This window comes from Paracoccus xiamenensis (assembly GCF_011308835.1).
Classification (GTDB): domain Bacteria; phylum Pseudomonadota; class Alphaproteobacteria; order Rhodobacterales; family Rhodobacteraceae; genus Paracoccus; species Paracoccus xiamenensis.
Map to the genome: position 1 here is coordinate 417,064 of NZ_JAAOHY010000001.1, position 15,742 is coordinate 432,805.

A 15,742-nucleotide genomic window follows, 5' to 3' on the forward strand; every position below is an offset into this window, starting at 1 on the left:
CAGGCCTTGGAAGGCAGGCCCTAGAACATTGCCGTTTGCACGGGGTCCAGCAGGCTGCGCCCGCCGTCGACATTGATGATCTGCCCGGTCACGAAGCCCGCCCCGTCGCCGACCAGATACAAAACGGCATCAGCCAACTCGTCGGAACCGGCAATCCGCCCCATGGGCGTGCCCTTGATGATGTCCTCACGCAGGCCCGGATTGTCCTTCAGCGCCGCCTTAAGCTCGGACGTCATGACCGAGCCGAAAGCGACCGAATTGACCCGGATCCGATGCGGCGCCAGCGCCAGCGCCATCGCCCGCGTCGCCTGATCCTGCGCCGCCGAGGCGATGGAATAGGCCAGCAGATCGGGGTGGGGGCGCTGCGCGGCCAGCGTCGTCAGATTGACGATGGCGCCGGCCATGGTGTCGTTGTCGCTGCCCTCTGCCTGCTGGATCATCCGCTTGGCGACGATCTGCGACAGCCGCAGCCCGGCCAGCAGGTTCTGGCGCAGCATCTCCTCCAGATCGGCTTCGGTGCATTCCAGCGGCTTGTTCAGCTTCACCATGCGGTGCGCATTGACCAGGATATCGACCCGGTCGAACGCGACAAGCGTCGCCGACAGCAGGTTCGCCGTTGACAGGCGCTGCGACATGTCGGCGTTGAACTGGCGCACGCGCGGGTCGTCGCCGAAGCGTGCCATCTCGTGATCCAGTGCCGCCTCGTCGCAATCGGCGAACATCACATTGGCGCCGCGTTCGTACAGCGCCCGCGCGATCGCCAACCCGACGCCGCGCGCGGCCCCGGTCACGATCGCGGTCTTGCCCTCAAGCGAGCTGGTCATCGCGTTCTCCTGTTACGGGCGCCTGCGCCGGTCGCGGTGAGGATCTTGAAGCGGTTGTCACCGCCAATCTCGGCGACATCGGCGAAATGCTGGCCCAATTGTGTCTCATAGGGCAGGTGGCGATTGGCGACCATCCACAGCCGCCCGGCACTGGTCAGCAGCCCCGCCGCCGCCTTGATGAAAGCCGCGCCCAGTCCCGGATCGGCGGCCCGTCCTTCGTGGAAGGGCGGGTTCATGATGACGCCATTCACCGGCTCTCGCAGGCTGAAATTGCGCGCATCGGCCCAATGGAAGGCCGCGCGCGGATCGGTGATGTTAAGGCGGGCGCATTCCAGCGCCGTATGGTCTGCCTCGACAAGGTGCAACTGGGTGACGCCGGGATGGGCAAGGATCTGCGCCGACAACCATCCCCAGCCCGCGCCAAGATCGACGATGCGCGTCGGCAGCTTGTCCGGCAGCGCCGCCGCCAGCATGGCAGAGCCTGCATCAATGCCCTCGGCCGAGAAGACGCCGGCGCGGGTGGTGAAACCGGGCAGCGGCGTCAGCGGTCGGGATGCCCAGTCAGCCGGAATTGCCGCGGGATCATCGACACGGGCGATCTTGCCATGCGCTTTCGATTGCGTGTCTGAAATGCCGCCCAGCTTCTTGATTTCTTTCAGAATTGATTCAATTCCGTCGGTTTTTTGCCCGTCGATCCACAAGGCACCGCCCGGCTTCAGGTGGGCGGCACCCTGGGCGATCCGCGCGCGTGCGGCGTCGCGCGACCGGGGCAGGGTCACCAGCACCGTATCGAAGTGGCCATCGGCCTCGGTCGCCACGTTAAAGCCGCGCGCCTTCAGCGCCGCGAAATGCTGGGCCATTCCCTCGACGATCAGCGTCGAGGCGCGGTCGAAGGGCGACAGATCCTCGGCGCCATCGGCGCCAAGCACCAGCGTTTGCCCAGCCGCGCCCTCGGGGAAGGCCAGTTCCAGTCGCGATATGCGCATGTCTTATTCTTTTTCCATCGTGCATTGCAGCGGATGCTGCTGGCGGCGCGCCAGCTCCAGCACCTGCGCGACCTTGGTTTCAGCGATTTCATGCGAGAAGACGCCAACCACTGCCAAACCTCTGCGGTGAACTGTCAGCATGATTTCAATGGCTTGCGCGTGAGTCATCGCAAAAAGACGCTCCAGCACATGGACCACGAACTCCATCGGGGTGAAGTCGTCATTCAGCAGCAGAACCTTGTACATCGGCGGTCGCTGGGTCTTGGCGCGGGGCTTGACGGCGAGGTCGGTCTCCTCGCGGTGGACGGGATCCTGGGGCATGGCAATCAATATCGGGACAGGAGGATTAGCAGCGGAATATAGGGTGTTTCGGGCGTAATGTAACCCCGCCTATGCGCAAGAGAGGGTGGCGGGTTCCGGCCGAGCCCGTCGCGGGAACGTGAAAATGCGTCAAATGCAAGGTTTCCGCATGGAATTCTCTGTGCTATTGTTAAAAAATTAACGACGGCCGCTTACAAAACAGGCCGCAACAGGCAGAAGAGATCGAGACAGTGACCAGATTCCGCACGTTGTTCCGCGCAGGATTGCTGACGTTTTTCGCGTTCCTGATTCCCCTTGCCGCGCAAGCTGCGCCGTTTGCTGCCTATGTGATGGATGGGCGAACAGGCAAGCAGATACATGCCCAGAATGCCAATACGCGCCTGCATCCTGCATCGCTGACCAAGATGATGACGCTTTACATGGCGTTTACCGCGATTGAGCGTGGTCAGGTGCGGTTGGATACCCGCTTTACGGTGTCTTCCAAGGCCGCTGCCGAACCGCCCTCGCGTCTGGGCCTGCGCGCCGGCCAGCAGATCGAACTGCGCTATCTGATCCGCGCCGCAGCGGTGAAATCGGCCAATGATGCGGCCACGGTGATCGCCGAAAATCTTGGCGGCTCGGTGCCGAAATTTGCCGGGCAGATGACCGGCATGGCGCAGGCGCTGGGGATGCGCAACACCCAGTTCCGCAACGCCAACGGGCTGACACAGTCGGGGCATTTTTCGACCGCGCGCGATATGAGCGTGCTGGGGCGGCGGCTGTTCTATGATTTCCCGCAGTATTACTCGATCTTTTCGCGCCGCTCGGCCGATGCGGGGATTGCGACGGTTCGTTCGACCAATCGCACCTTTCTGGACAATTACGCGGGCGCTGATGGGATCAAGACCGGCTATACGCGGGCCGCAGGCTTCAACCTGACCGCCTCGGCGCAGCGCGGATCGAAGCGGATCATCGCCACAGTGTTCGGCGGCACCTCGACCGCGCAGCGTAACGCGGTGATGGCGCAGCTTCTGGATATGGGTTTTGGCAAGGCGCCGACCCGCGTGCGCGAAATCAAGCCAGAGCCGCCGCAATATATCGTCGAACGCAAATCCAGCCGGAAGGTGGCTGCGGCGCAGGCAATCTCTGCCCGGCCGACTGCCAAGGCTGCGGTTCCGGCGCAGGTCGCGCGGGCGTCGGTTGCATCAAAAAGCCTGAACTCTGCCTTGAATGAGGCGATGGCGCTGGCAGCCAGCGAACCACCGGCCCCGCAGCCGCGCGCGACGGGTTCGGCGGGCGGAAAAGCCGGGATTAGACTGGCCAGCAGTGCCCGACCGCTGGCGCGCCCGGCCAGGGTGGCAGCTGCTGCAAGCCCCGTTGATGAGGCCGTTCGATCCGCCATGGCCGCGCCGGCAGTGGCCGCAAGCGGTGGCCTCAGCAAGTCGGCCCGTCCGAAGGCTTCGCCGCGCGCCCGTCAATCGGCACCTGTCGCGGTTGCGGCAGCCAGCACAGCCAATGTGGTGAAAAGTTCGGCGGATGACCTGTCGCTGAATTCGTCGTCGAAGCCGCAGCGCAAATCTGACACTGTGATCGTCGGCGATGGTGGCGGATCGGCCCCCGAACCGCGTCCGACCGAAAAGATCGCTCGCGCATCTTCTTCGGGCGGGCAATCCTGGGGCGTTTCGCTGGGACGTTTCAAGTCGCGCGACCGGGCGGATGAGCGGCTGATCCAGATCGCCATGCAGGAAAATGCACAGCTGGACGGTGCGCTGCGTCATATCCGCGAATCCTCCAAGGGGTATGAGGCAACCTTTGTCGGCTTGTCGAAATCGGCGGCCTCGAAAACCTGCGCCAGCCTGTCCGAGCAAGGCCTGCGTTGCGACGTGACGGCGCCCTGACGCTAGTTCCGCCGGAACACGTTTTTCAAGATGAGCCGCGCCGCAAGGGGCGGCTCATTTCGTTTGGCCGATGTGATGGCGGGACGCCTTGCGTTTCCTAGGGCGTTCCCAAGCGGATTGGCGGGCGGCGGTCCCTACAGCATTCCCGGCAGCAGCAGGTCCGGTGGGCTATCACCGCTTGCGAATGTCTGTATGTTCAGAATGACCCTCTCGCCCATCTCGATCCGGCCCTCGACCGTGGCACTGCCCATATGGGGCAGCAGCACCACATTGGGCAGGTTGCGCAGACGGGGATTGGCCTCGTGGCCGTGTTCATAGACATCGAGACCGGCCCCGGCGATCTCATCGGCGCGCAGCATCCGGGTCAGCGCGTTTTCGTCGATGATCTCGCCGCGCGAGGTGTTGATGACCACCGCCGAGGGCTTCAGAAGCTTCAGCCGACGCGCGCCCAGCAGGTGGAAGGTCGCCGGACTGTGGGCGACATGTATGCTGATGATGTCCATATGGCTCAGCATCCAGTCCAGGCTTTCCCACCATGTCGCGCCCAGTTCTGCCTCGATTTCCGGGCGCAGGCGGGTGCGGCTGTGGTAATGCACTTCCATACCGAAGGCGCGGGCGCGGCGCGCGACCGCCTGACCGATTCGGCCCATGCCGACGATGCCCAGCTTGCGCCCCCCGATCCGCCCGCCCAGGAAGGCGGTGGGTGACCAGCCGTCCCAGCTGCCCGATTGCATCACCGCCAACCCCTCGGACAGCCGGCGGGTCACCGAGATGATCAGCGCCAGCGTCATGTCGGCGGTGTCCTCGGTCAACACGCCCGGTGTGTTGGTCACCAGAATGCCCCGCTGGCGCGCGTGGTTGAGGTCGATGTGATCGGTTCCGGCACCGTAATTCGCGATCAGCTTCAGGCGCGGTCCAGCCTGATCCAGCAGCGGCCCATCGATGCGATCGGCCAGCGATGGCACGATCACATCGCTTGCCTGTACTGCGGTCAGCAGCTCCTCGGGCGAGAAATGGTGGTCGTCCTCGTTCAGGGTCACGTCGAACAACTCGGCCAGGCGCGTCTGCACCGGGTCGGGCAAGCGTCGCGTAACGGCCACACGCAGCCGGGAATTGGTGTCGGTCATCGCATCGTCCCTTCCAACTCGGCGCGCCTTGCGGCAAGCTTCACCTGATCGGGGCACAGGCACAAGACCCCGGACGCCGCGCAATGTCGCGGCACGAGGCAGGCGGCGCAAGTCGCGGAACAAAGGCGGCAACGACCGCTGCGAGGGCAGGTAGAGAAGATGGGACATATCTCTCCGTCATTCCGTCGAGCGTTCGGCTCGGCGAAACGATCGGGTTTCGGGCGTGGCAGTCAGGCGTCGGGCCTGGGTGGAATCTGGCGCGGTCTGGGCTGGCGGGCCAAGGCGGTGCTGGGGGCAGGGGCGGCCGCCCTCGCCTTCACGGTGCTGGCCCCGGCCCATGCACTGAGCAATGACGAGACCGGTCCTCAGCCGCGGCCCGAACGCGCGCCCGAAGTCGTCGCCGCGCCGGCTGAGGCTGAGGCTTCGGCGACGGTGACGCCCGCACCGGTGCGCCCCGCCGCGCGTCCGGCGCAATTGGCGGCGGTGCAACCGGCGCCTGCCGCGGCCGAGGTGGTGCGAGGCCCGGTGACTCGCCTGCCGGTGCCGCGCTACGTTTCGTTGAAAGGCAACGAGGGCAATGTCCGGCGCGGACCGTCGCTGTCACATCGAATCGATTGGGTGTTCCGCCATGCCGGGATGCCGCTGCGCGTGGTGGGTGAATTTGGCCATTGGCGTCGGGTCGAGGACCGCGACGGCGCAGGCGGCTGGGTGCATTATCGGCTGCTATCCGGCGTGCGCACCGCCATAGTTCAGCAGGAAATGGTCGAGCTGCGTGCCCGGCCGGATCTGAATGCCGGCGTCATTGCCATGGCCGAAGGGGGTGCCATTGTGCGCCTGGGCGAATGTGGCACGGGCTGGTGTCAGATCTCTGGCGCCGGTGCCAAGGGCTGGGTCGAAAAGGCCGCGATCTGGGGCGTCGATGCCGACGAGATTCGCGACTGAGGCCTGTCTGTCAGTTAAATCACGACCGCCGCCGCGCATCGGAAGATGGGCGGCGTTGGTGTTTTATGGTAACCGGACGGTGACACCATTCCCGCCGCGGAGTAGCGGCCGGGAAGCCGGCCTTGGCGGAGGTTGAGCGGGGAATTTGCACATCCCGCGAAACATGGGTGGAAAAACTTGCGAAGGCCTCTTGCGCCCCGCAGCCCCCTCGTCTAAATCGCCCCCACGGTCGACAGACCAATCGGCGCTGTGGTAGCTCAGTGGTAGAGCACTCCCTTGGTAAGGGAGAGGTCGAGAGTTCAATCCTCTCTCACAGCACCATCCTCTCTCCAGGATGATCGCAACGGACGTTAGTCTTGCGTTGACCAATTTCGCACTGAAATGTTGCGACAACCGTCAGGTTGTGGTCAGAAGTCGGGCGACTACGCCCGGCTGGCCGGGCAGAAGGAGAAGACGATATGCCCGAAACATCAGCGATCCTCAGCGGTGGCAATAACGTGCTGGCGGCTCTTGCCCCGGAATTGCTGCCCGAGACCTATGTTTTCTGCAGCATATCAGAGGTTTCGCCAGTCGGGGAACGCATCGGGCGGGCAATCGCGATGTTTCGCGAGGAAGAGGGCGTCACCCTGGTGCTGAAGGCCGAAGACGCGGCCGAATATGGGTTCGATGTCAGCCTGCGCATGGTGCGCATTGTTCTGAAGGTCTATTCAGCCCTTAACGGCGTCGGGCTTACGGCGGCTGTGGCCGAGTTGATGGCCGCGCACGACATTCCCTGCAATGTCATCGCCGCCTTCCACCACGATCATCTTTTCGTTCCGGCGCATCGCGGCCAGCAGGCGTTGGAATTGTTGCAGAATCTGCAAGCCAGCGCGGCGGCTGATTGATTGCCGGGCGGGCTTTGCGGATGCGGCGCCCTGGGGCGCTCGTTCCGGCGCGCGAACAGGACCGGGACATCTCGCCCATCGCGAGAACTGGCGGCGGCGCGCGCAACTATCTTGCTTGCAATACTGCCCATGGATGGGGCAACTTGTCGGCAGGAACGGATCCGCGACCGCGCGGACCATCGTCCAACAGGAGAAACATAATGAAGAAAATTATCGCACTCAGCCTGGGCGCCATGCTGATGGGCTCGGCCGCATCGGCAGCGAATCTGGTCTATTGTTCCGAAGGCTCGCCCGAGGGTTTCGACCCGGCGCTGTACACTTCGGGGACGACCTTTGACGCCTCGGCGCGCAACGTGATGAACAGCCTGGTGGAGTTCAAGCACGGCGAAACCGAGACCGAGCCGGGGCTGGCCGAAAGCTGGGAAGTCAGCGAGGACGGTCTGGAATATACCTTCAAGCTGCGTCAGGGCGTGAAGTTCCACACCACCGACTTCTTCACCCCGACCCGCGATCTGAACGCCGATGACGTGATCTTCAGCTTTGAACGCCAAGGTTCCGCCGACAGCCCGTATCACGCGATGACCCAGGGCGCGAGCTATGAATACTATAACTCGATGTCGATGCCGGATCTGATCAAGTCCATTGAAAAGATTGATGACTACACCGTCAAATTCGTTCTGAACCGCCCCGAGGCGCCGATGATCGCGAACCTGGCGATGCCCTTCGCATCGATCGGGTCCAAGGAATATGCCGATCAGCTGATCGAAGCCGGCACGCCCGAACTGTTCAACCAGCAACCCATTGGCACTGGCCCGTTCAAGTTTGTCGGCTATCAGAAAGATGCGGTGATCCGCTTTGCCCGCAACGACGATTACTGGCAGGAACCCGCGGCGATCGAAAACCTGATCTTCGCGATCACGCCCGACGCCTCGGTCCGGTTCCAGAAGCTGAAGGCGGGCGAATGCCACGTCATGCCCTATCCGAACCCGGCCGATCTGGAAGCGATGAAGTCGGACCCGAACATCAACGTGGTCAGCCGCGAGGGTCTGAACGTCGGCTATCTGGCCTATAACACCAAGGTCGCGCCCTTCGACAAGCCCGAAGTCCGCAAGGCGCTGAACCAGGCCATCGACAAGCAGGCCATCGTGGACGGCATCTTCCAGGGCGCAGGCGCCCCGGCGAAGAACCCGATCCCGCCGACCATGTGGTCCTACAACGATGCCACCGTTGATGACGCCTATGATCCAGAAGCCGCCAAGGCCGCGCTGGAAGCTGCTGGCGTGACCGATCTGTCGATGAAGATCTGGGCGATGCCGGTGCAGCGTCCCTATAACCCGAACGCCCGCCGCATGGCCGAGATGATGCAGGCGGATCTGGAAAAGGTCGGCGTGAAGGCAGAGATCGTCTCTTACGAATGGGGCGAGTACCTGGAACGCTCGAAGGCAGAGGATCGCGACGGTGCGGTTCTGCTGGGCTGGACCGGCGATAACGGCGACCCGGACAACTTCCTGGCCGTCCTGCTGGGCTGCGATGCGGTCGGCGACGCCAACCGTGCGCAATGGTGCAACGAAGAGTTTGATGGTATCATCAAGCAAGCCAAGGAAGAATCCGATCAGGCCGAGCGTACCAAGCTGTACGAACAGGCTCAGATCATCTTCAAGGAACAGGCGCCGTGGCTGACGATCGCCCATTCGGTCGTGAACGAACCGATCAGCACCAAGGTGCAGGGCTATAAGATCGACCCGTTTGGCGGGCACGTCTTCTACGGTGTCAGCCTGACCGAATAAGCGCTACACTTCAGCTTAGCGGCCGGGCGGTGAACGCTGCCCGGCCGCCTCGTTTTTTTTGTCTTTCGCCAAGCCGGGACCCCGCCGATGCTGAGCTTCCTCGCCCGTCGATTGCTGACCTTCGTGCCCACCTTTGTCGGTGTCACGCTGATCGCTTTCGCCTTCATTCGCCTGCTACCGGGCGATCCCATTTTGCTGATGGCCGGTGAACGCGGCGTCAGCGCCGAACGTTATGAACAGCTGCGCCAGCAATTCGGCTTCGATCAGCCGATCTGGCAGCAATATCTGGATTACGTCGCCGGCATTTTCCAGGGCGACCTGGGTACCTCATTCGTGACCAAGCGGCCGGTGCTGGACGAATTCATGGCGCTGTTTCCCGCGACGGTGGAATTGGGCCTTTGCGCCATCATCCTGGCGACGCTGATCGGCATTCCGGCGGGGGTCATCGCCGCGGTCAATCGCGGCAAGTTTTTCGATCAGGCGCTGATGTCCACCGCATTGGTCGGGTATTCGATGCCGATCTTCTGGTGGGCCTTGCTGCTGATCATCGTCTTTTCGGGCTGGCTGGGCTGGACGCCCGTGTCGGGCCGGATGGGTCTGGTCTATTTCATCAACGGCCCCACCGGCTTCATGTTGATCGACAGCCTGCTTTCGGGGCAGTCGGGCGCCTTCCGTTCGGCGGTGGCCCACCTGATCCTGCCGACCGTGGCCCTGGCGACGATCCCGCTTGCGGTGATCGCGCGCCAGACCCGGTCCGCCATGCTGGAAGTGCTGGGCGAGGATTACGTCCGCACCGCCCGCGCCAAAGGCATGTCGCCGGTCCGCGTCAATGGCGTGCATGCGCTGCGCAATGCGCTGATCCCGGTCGTCACCGTGATCGGCCTGTCGGTCGGGACGCTGCTGGCCGGCGCCATCCTGACCGAGACGATCTTTTCCTGGCCGGGCATCGGCAAGTGGATGGTCGATTCGATTTTCCGCCGCGACTATCAGGTCGTGCAAGGCGGCCTGCTGCTGATCGCGCTGGTGGTGATGATCGTGAACCTGCTGGTCGACGTGCTGTATGGCTTCATCAACCCCAAGATCCGAAAGGGCTGAGCAATGACAGATGCAGCCAGCCAACCCGCTCGCCCCGCCGTTCCACCCTCGCGCCTGAAGGAATTCTGGTCGTCGTTCCGCGAAAACCGCGGTGCCGTCATCGGCCTGTTCGTCTTTCTGGCCTTTCTGGTCGTCGCGGCTTTCGCGCCGATCCTCGCCCCTTATTCGCCCACGGAACAGTATCGCGACGCGCTGCTGGTGCCTCCGTTCTGGCAGGATGGCGGGTCCACCCGTTTCCTGCTGGGCACGGATGCCGTTGGGCGCGACCTGCTGTCGCGGCTGATTTATGGCGCGCGCTTTTCCTTCTTCATCGGGGTGATCGTCGTCACCCTGGCCACCACGCTCGGGGTGTTGCTGGGGGTGATCGCGGGTTTCGCGCCGACCTGGCTTGATACGCTGATCATGCGGCTGATGGACATCGTGCTGTCCTTCCCCAGCCTGCTGCTGGCGCTGGTGATGGTTGCCATTCTGGGGCCGAGCCTGCTGAACGCGATGATCGCCATTTCGATCGTGTTGCAGCCGCATTTCGTGCGCCTGACCCGCGCCGCGGTGCTGGCCGAGCGGTCCAAGGATTACGTGACCGCCGCCCGCGTGGCCGGGGGGCGTCCGCTGCGGATCATGTTCCGCACGGTGCTTCCGAACTGTCTGGCGCCGATCATCGTGCAGGCGGCGCTGTCGTTTTCGACCGCCGTTCTGGACACCGCCGCGCTTGGCTTTCTGGGGATGGGCGCGCAGCCGCCGACGCCGGAATGGGGGACCATGCTGGCCGAATCGCGCGAATTCATCCTCAGCGCCTGGTGGGTGGTGACTTTCCCCGGCCTGTGCATTCTGGTCACGGTTCTGGCCATCAACCTGATGGGCGACGGTCTGCGTGACGCGCTCGATCCGAAACTGAAGCGGAGCTGAGCCATGGCCCTTCTGGAAATCCGCAACCTCAGCGTTGAATTCGCCACCCATTCGGGCAAGTTCCGGGCGGTGGACGGGGTCGACGTGACCGTCGACGAAGGCGAGCTTCTGGCCATCGTCGGCGAATCCGGCTCTGGCAAATCGGTGTCGATGCTGGCGCTGATGGGGCTGCTGCCCTGGACCGCCACCGTCACCGCCGACAAGCTGGAGTTTGACGGCCACGATCTGCGCAAGATCTCGGCCCGCGCCCGGCGCAGGATCATCGGCAAGGATATTTCGATGATCTTTCAGGAACCGATTTCGTCCCTGAACCCGGCCTTCACCATTGGCTGGCAGATCAAGGAAAGCCTGCGCAAGCACACCAACATGTCGCGTTCCCAGCGGCAGGATCGTGCTGTCGAACTGATGCGTCAGGTCGGCATTCCGGCGCCGGAAAAGCGCCTTCAGGCCTATCCGCACCAGCTGTCCGGCGGGATGAGCCAGCGCGCCATGATCGCCATGGCGCTGGCGAACAAGCCCAAGCTGCTGATCGCGGACGAACCGACGACCGCGCTTGACGTGACCATTCAGGCGCAGATCCTGGAACTGCTGACCGATCTGCAAAAGAACAGCGGCATGGCGCTGGTGCTGATCACCCATGACATGGGTGTGGTCGCCGAAACCGTGCAGCGCGTGCAGGTCCAATATGCCGGCCAACGGGTCGAGCTGCAGGAGGTCGACGGGCTGTTCGAAAACCCGCATCACCCCTACACGGCGGCGCTGCTGGCGGCGCTGCCGGAACGGGCCACCGAAAAGCGGCTGCCGACCATTCCGGGCGTGGTGCCCGGACAGTTCGACCGGCCGCAGGGCTGCCTGTTTTCGCCCCGTTGCAGCTTTGCCGATGCGCGCTGCATCGCCGAACGCCCGACGCCCGCCGGGCACGATCTGGGCTATGCGCTGTGCCACTATCCGCTGATCGACGGTCAGCCCACCGGCAAGGAGAACGCCGCATGAGCGAACCGATCCTCACCGCGAAGAACCTGAAGCGCCATTACGAAGTGAAGGGCGGCTTCATGAAGCCCAACGCCATCGTCCGCGCGTTGGATGGTGCCAGTTTCAGCCTGACCCCCGGCAAGACGCTGGCGGTCGTGGGCGAATCGGGGTCGGGCAAATCCACGCTCGCCCGTGTCGTCACGATGATCGAATCCCCGACCGAGGGCGAATTGACCATCGGCGGCCGCCAGATCGGCCCGAACGGTGCCGCCGGCGACCGTGACCTGCGCGCCATGGTCCAGATCGTCTTTCAGGATCCCTATGGCAGTCTGAACCCGCGCCAGACCATCGGCCAGACCCTGATGGAGCCGCTGCTGCTGAACCGGCCCGATGTCTCAGCCCAGGAACGCGAAAAGCGCGCCCGCGAAATGCTGACCATGGTCGGCCTGCGGCCCGAACATTTCGACCGCTATCCGCATATGTTCTCGGGCGGGCAGCGGCAGCGGGTCGCGGTGGCCCGCGCGCTGATGCTGGAGCCGAAGATCCTGGTGCTGGACGAACCCGTTTCTGCGCTGGATCTGTCGATCCAGAGTCAGGTCCTGAACCTGCTGATGGATCTGCAGGAACGCATGGATCTGGCCTATCTGTTCATCAGCCATGATCTGTCGGTGGTGCGCCATATCGCCGACGAGGTGCTGGTCCTGTATCTGGGCCAGCCGGTAGAGATCGGCCCGAAGGAGGTTCTGTTCGAAGAACCGCGCCACCCCTATACCAAGGCGCTGCTGTCAGCGACGCCGGTGGCCGATCCGCTGATGCGCAAGGAACGGATCAAGCTGACGGGCGAGCTTCCCTCGCCGATGAACAAGCCGGACGGTTGTTCCTTCAACCCGCGCTGCTGGCGCAAGCTGGACATCTGCACGTCGGTCGAGCCGGAATTGCAGGGGCAGGGGCATTGCTTTGCCTGCCACAACCCGGTGCCGGAAGACGAAACGGCTGCGGCCTGATTGACGCGGATGGGCGGGTAACATGCGCCCGGCCATCCGCCACCGCTTGACGCTGCCGGGGCGGCACGGCAATCAAAGGCGATGATTGATGTCCGCCCCGTCGCCCATACCATTGGCAGGATCAGCGTGGCCCTTGGGGCGATGATGATTTTTCCGACCCTGATCGACTATTCGGCGGGCAATCCGAACTGGATCCGCATGGCGCAATCCATGGTCCTTGTGGTTGTGCTGTCGGGTCTGGTTGTGGTGGCGACAGCCTCGGCCAGTCGCAGCCTGACGATCGAGCAGAGCTTCCTGCTGACCTCGGGGCTGTGGCTGGTGCTGCCGCTGATCGGGTCGGTGCCGATGATGATCGGGGCGCCGAACCTTAGTTTTACGGACGCTTTTTTCGAGGCGATGTCGGGGCTGACGACAACGGGAACCACGGTCATTCCCCAGCTGGACACGCTGCCGCCCGGCGCCAATATGTGGCGCGCCATCCTGCAATGGTCGGGGGGCTTGGGGATCGTCGTCGTGGCCATGGTCTTCCTGCCGGTGATGAAGGTGGGCGGGATGCAGTTCTTCCGCTCGGAAGGGTTCGACACGCTGGGCAAGGTGCTGCCGCGCGCCGGCCAGATCGCGGCGGAAATGACCTGGATCTATCTGGGCATCACCATCGCCTGCGCGCTTCTGTACGTGGCGACGGGGATGAGCTTTTACGATGCGGTCTATCATGCGCTGACGACCTGCTCGACAGGCGGGTTTTCGAATTACGATGCCAGCTTCGGCACGCATATCGGTCCCGCGGAATGGGTGTCGTCGCTGTTCATGGTGCTGGCGTCGATCCCCTTCGTGCGCATGATTCAGGCGGTCCGGGGCAACGTGGTGCCGCTGTGGCGCGATTCGCAGGTGCGGGCATATTTGCGCTGGATCTTCTACTCGATCGCCGTGATCGTGATCTATCGGATGCTCTATATCCATCAGACTGCGGACCCGTGGGACACGCTGCGCGAGACGACCTTTAACGTCATTACCATCTTTTCGGGGACCGGGTTTGCGTCGACCAATGTGCTTGAATGGGGGCATCTGCCCTTTACCATTCTGTTCTGCGTGGCGCTGATCGGGGGCTGCACAGGGTCGACCGGCTGTTCGGTCAAGATCTTCCGCTATCAGGTACTGTTTCAGGCGGTGCGCGCCCAACTGAAGCGGATGCAGTCGCCGCATCGGCTGTACCCGCTGCGACTGGCCGGCAAGCGGCTGGAGCAGGACGTGGTCGATTCGGTCATGGCCTTCTTCACCATGTTCGTACTGACCTTTGGGCTGCTGATCGTGGGGCTGGCGCTGACCGGGCTTCACCCCAAAACGGCACTGACCGGGGCCTGGACGGCCATCGCCAATGTCGGGCCGGTCTGGGGGCCGGAAATCACCACCAATGGCAGCATCGAACAGTTCCCCGTACTCGCCAAGTGGCTGATGACCTTTGGCATGTATCTGGGCCGGTTGGAGCTGATGAGCGTGCTGGTGCTGTTGCTGCCGCGTTTCTGGCGGGGTTGAGCCGGCGCGAGGTCGCCCCCGCACCAGCCCTTTGGATCAGTTCGCCGGTGTGCCCGGAACGGCGGCGGGTGTATCAGTTGCCGGCGCGTCGGTGGCCGCCCCGGTCGTCACGGCCGCTTCGGCGTCGCGGGCCGCGCGCGTCGGCATGGCGCGGGCAAAGCTGTCGCGGATTTCGGCGGCGACGCGCGGGGCATTTTCGGCGTCTTCAACCGGCCAGATCAGCACCCAGCCTTCGACCTGCCCGTCGGCCACCCGCGATTCGGCCCGCCCGATATGGGTCTCGTTCCGGCCCGCAAGCACGGCATTCCCTTTCGTGATGGCGCGTTCGGGTGCCGGCACCCAGCCAAGCGCGGTGACAAGCCCCGCCATATCCAGCATCTCCTGTTGGCCGCCGGGCTGCGAAAACAGGATAAGCGCCGCGCCCGATTCGTCTTTGGGGCCATAGATCGACAGTGCGCGCTCGGTCCGCTCATGGGCAAGGCGCTGCATGGGCGCGGTCAGGGAAAGGCCGGTATAGTCGTCGGTCAGCGGCGCGAGACCCATCTGGCCACGCCATTCCTCGCGGGTTTCCGCCAATTTCTGCATCGCCAGCGCCGGGTGGGCCGAGGCGCGCTGCGCCGCCACACCTGCGGCGATTGCCGCGCGGGTCTGCGGGCCCGTTTTTCCATCGACCTCGCCGTCATAGATGCCGGCCCATTTCAGCAATTCCTGCACCTCGGCCAGTGGCGGCATCTCGGGCAGGGTTTCGGGGTTTTCCGGCCAGTCCGGCGTGGTGCCGGGGACGGCGTTGCTGCCCATGTCGGCGGCCGGTTCGATCAGGCTGTCATCCGGGATCGCCTTGCCGTTCTTCAATGCCGTCAGCCATTGATCCGCGCCGGCCTCGCTCAGCGGGCCGGCGGCGATGGCAAACCAGCCATCGGGCATTTGCCACATGCCGGCCTCGGGGATGGTCTCGCGCCATTTGGTCAGGGCGGCATCGGCGTCAGCCCGGTTCTGGAACGCCTCAATGCGGATGAACCGGTCGGGCGAGGGCGGCGCAACGACGATAGGTTCGGGCGTGGGCGTCAGCCCGGCGGTCGAGGCGGCGCCTGCATCCGGGGTTTCGGTAATGCTGGCCGCGCCGGTCTGGTCGATGGCGTTATCGGGCAGGGCTGTGGCCGCGATCCCTTCGGCCGGGGTCAGCAGGCTGTCGGCGGGAATGGTGCCGGCGTCCTTCAGGGCGGCCATGCGCGCCTCGGCGGCCTCGCGCGGCAGGGGGCCAAGCGCGATGGCGGTCCAGGTCGCGCTCAGCGGGAAGACCACCGTCGGCAGGTCGCCCACGCGGGTCTGCCAATCGGTTGCAGCCGTCATTGCGGCTGCGGTCCCGCGCTTCGCCTCGATGCGGATAAAGACATCCTCGGCCGCGGCGATCCCCGGAAGCGCCACCGTCAGCAGCAGAATGGCAAGTCGTTTCATCATGTATCCCGTCAGCTTGTTATCCGCAC

Annotated in this window: 14 protein-coding genes and 1 tRNA gene; 10 read left to right on the forward strand and 5 right to left on the reverse strand. The window is 64.1% G+C overall.

Annotated features, from left to right (window positions below; genetic code table 11):
* Nucleotides 1-20 precede the first annotated feature (20 nt).
* The 3 genes from G7044_RS02160 to clpS are packed head-to-tail and all read right to left on the reverse strand — an operon-like array spanning nt 21 to nt 2,131.
* Nucleotides 21-824: an SDR family NAD(P)-dependent oxidoreductase gene (locus G7044_RS02160; protein WP_166325264.1), complete on the reverse strand. Its 804-nt coding sequence runs from the start codon at nt 822-824 to the stop codon at nt 21-23.
* Nucleotides 821-1,810: a class I SAM-dependent methyltransferase gene (locus G7044_RS02165; protein ID WP_166325267.1), complete on the reverse strand. Its 990-nt coding sequence runs from the start codon at nt 1,808-1,810 to the stop codon at nt 821-823. Before G7044_RS02165 ends, G7044_RS02160 begins: the two co-directional genes overlap by 4 nt.
* 3 nt (nt 1,811-1,813) lie before the next feature.
* Nucleotides 1,814-2,131, reverse strand: coding sequence for an ATP-dependent Clp protease adapter ClpS (gene clpS / locus G7044_RS02170; RefSeq protein ID WP_166325270.1), 318 nt, complete (start codon nt 2,129-2,131; stop codon nt 1,814-1,816).
* 230 nt (nt 2,132-2,361) lie between these two features.
* Here clpS and G7044_RS02175 point away from each other — a divergent pair, with 230 nt between their 5' ends.
* Nucleotides 2,362-4,008 carry a D-alanyl-D-alanine carboxypeptidase family protein gene (locus G7044_RS02175; RefSeq protein WP_328803797.1) on the forward strand — a complete coding sequence of 549 codons (1,647 nt, stop codon included), beginning with the start codon at nt 2,362-2,364 and terminating at the stop codon, nt 4,006-4,008.
* A gap of 134 nt (nt 4,009-4,142) precedes the next feature.
* On the opposite strand, the gene G7044_RS02180 is transcribed toward G7044_RS02175, so the two are convergent.
* A complete protein-coding gene (locus G7044_RS02180; RefSeq protein ID WP_166325273.1) occupies nt 4,143-5,135 on the reverse strand; it encodes a 2-hydroxyacid dehydrogenase in 993 nt (330 codons plus the stop codon).
* A gap of 321 nt (nt 5,136-5,456) precedes the next feature.
* Here G7044_RS02180 and G7044_RS17920 point away from each other — a divergent pair, with 321 nt between their 5' ends.
* From G7044_RS17920 to G7044_RS02225, 9 genes are all read left to right on the forward strand, one after another.
* Nucleotides 5,457-6,077 (forward strand): SH3 domain-containing protein, encoded by a 621-nt coding sequence (locus tag G7044_RS17920; protein ID WP_407947385.1) that lies wholly within the window; start codon nt 5,457-5,459, stop codon nt 6,075-6,077.
* A 246-nt stretch (nt 6,078-6,323) separates the two neighbouring features.
* Nucleotides 6,324-6,398, forward strand: a tRNA-Thr gene (locus G7044_RS02190).
* Nucleotides 6,399-6,535: 137 nt separating this feature from the next.
* On the forward strand, nt 6,536-6,961 hold the full coding sequence (locus tag G7044_RS02195) for an ACT domain-containing protein (RefSeq protein WP_166325279.1): 426 nt from the start codon (nt 6,536-6,538) through the stop codon (nt 6,959-6,961).
* 200 nt (nt 6,962-7,161) lie between these two features.
* Nucleotides 7,162-8,748: an ABC transporter substrate-binding protein gene (locus G7044_RS02200; protein ID WP_166325282.1), complete on the forward strand. Its 1,587-nt coding sequence runs from the start codon at nt 7,162-7,164 to the stop codon at nt 8,746-8,748.
* A gap of 87 nt (nt 8,749-8,835) precedes the next feature.
* Entirely contained in the window at nt 8,836-9,843 is a 1,008-nt protein-coding gene (locus tag G7044_RS02205; protein WP_166325285.1) for an ABC transporter permease subunit, read from the forward strand.
* 3 nt (nt 9,844-9,846) lie between these two features.
* A complete protein-coding gene (locus tag G7044_RS02210) occupies nt 9,847-10,749 on the forward strand; it encodes an ABC transporter permease subunit (protein WP_166325288.1) in 903 nt (300 codons plus the stop codon).
* Between the two features lie 3 nt (nt 10,750-10,752).
* The gene (locus G7044_RS02215; protein ID WP_166325291.1) at nt 10,753-11,742 is read left to right on the forward strand and encodes an ABC transporter ATP-binding protein; all 990 of its coding nucleotides are present in this window, start codon (nt 10,753-10,755) and stop codon (nt 11,740-11,742) included.
* Nucleotides 11,739-12,725, forward strand: coding sequence for an ABC transporter ATP-binding protein (locus tag G7044_RS02220; RefSeq protein ID WP_166325294.1), 987 nt, complete (start codon nt 11,739-11,741; stop codon nt 12,723-12,725). Before G7044_RS02215 ends, G7044_RS02220 begins: the two co-directional genes overlap by 4 nt.
* Before the next feature lie 81 nt (nt 12,726-12,806).
* Nucleotides 12,807-14,258, forward strand: coding sequence for a TrkH family potassium uptake protein (locus tag G7044_RS02225; RefSeq protein WP_166325297.1), 1,452 nt, complete (start codon nt 12,807-12,809; stop codon nt 14,256-14,258).
* Nucleotides 14,259-14,294: 36 nt separating this feature from the next.
* On the opposite strand, the gene G7044_RS02230 is transcribed toward G7044_RS02225, so the two are convergent.
* Nucleotides 14,295-15,716 (reverse strand): peptidoglycan-binding protein, encoded by a 1,422-nt coding sequence (locus tag G7044_RS02230; RefSeq protein ID WP_166325300.1) that lies wholly within the window; start codon nt 15,714-15,716, stop codon nt 14,295-14,297.
* Nucleotides 15,717-15,742: the final 26 nt, after the last annotated feature.

Excerpts from the sequence above, each read along its gene's own strand:
- G7044_RS02195 (WP_166325279.1), top strand. The coding sequence starts at position 6,536 with ATGCCCGAAACATCAGCGATCCTCAGCGGTGGCAATAACGTGCTGGCG.
- G7044_RS02200 (WP_166325282.1), top strand. The coding sequence starts at position 7,162 with ATGAAGAAAATTATCGCACTCAGCCTGGGCGCCATGCTGATGGGCTCG.
- G7044_RS02205 (WP_166325285.1), top strand. The coding sequence starts at position 8,836 with ATGCTGAGCTTCCTCGCCCGTCGATTGCTGACCTTCGTGCCCACCTTT.
- G7044_RS02230 (WP_166325300.1), bottom strand. The coding sequence starts at position 15,716 with ATGATGAAACGACTTGCCATTCTGCTGCTGACGGTGGCGCTTCCGGGG.
- G7044_RS02210 (WP_166325288.1), top strand. The coding sequence starts at position 9,847 with ATGACAGATGCAGCCAGCCAACCCGCTCGCCCCGCCGTTCCACCCTCG.
- G7044_RS02225 (WP_166325297.1), top strand. The coding sequence starts at position 12,807 with ATGATTGATGTCCGCCCCGTCGCCCATACCATTGGCAGGATCAGCGTG.
- G7044_RS02165 (WP_166325267.1), bottom strand. The coding sequence starts at position 1,810 with ATGCGCATATCGCGACTGGAACTGGCCTTCCCCGAGGGCGCGGCTGGG.
- clpS (WP_166325270.1), bottom strand. The coding sequence starts at position 2,131 with ATGCCCCAGGATCCCGTCCACCGCGAGGAGACCGACCTCGCCGTCAAG.
- G7044_RS02215 (WP_166325291.1), top strand. The coding sequence starts at position 10,753 with ATGGCCCTTCTGGAAATCCGCAACCTCAGCGTTGAATTCGCCACCCAT.
- G7044_RS02160 (WP_166325264.1), bottom strand. The coding sequence starts at position 824 with ATGACCAGCTCGCTTGAGGGCAAGACCGCGATCGTGACCGGGGCCGCG.
- G7044_RS02220 (WP_166325294.1), top strand. The coding sequence starts at position 11,739 with ATGAGCGAACCGATCCTCACCGCGAAGAACCTGAAGCGCCATTACGAA.
- G7044_RS02180 (WP_166325273.1), bottom strand. The coding sequence starts at position 5,135 with ATGACCGACACCAATTCCCGGCTGCGTGTGGCCGTTACGCGACGCTTG.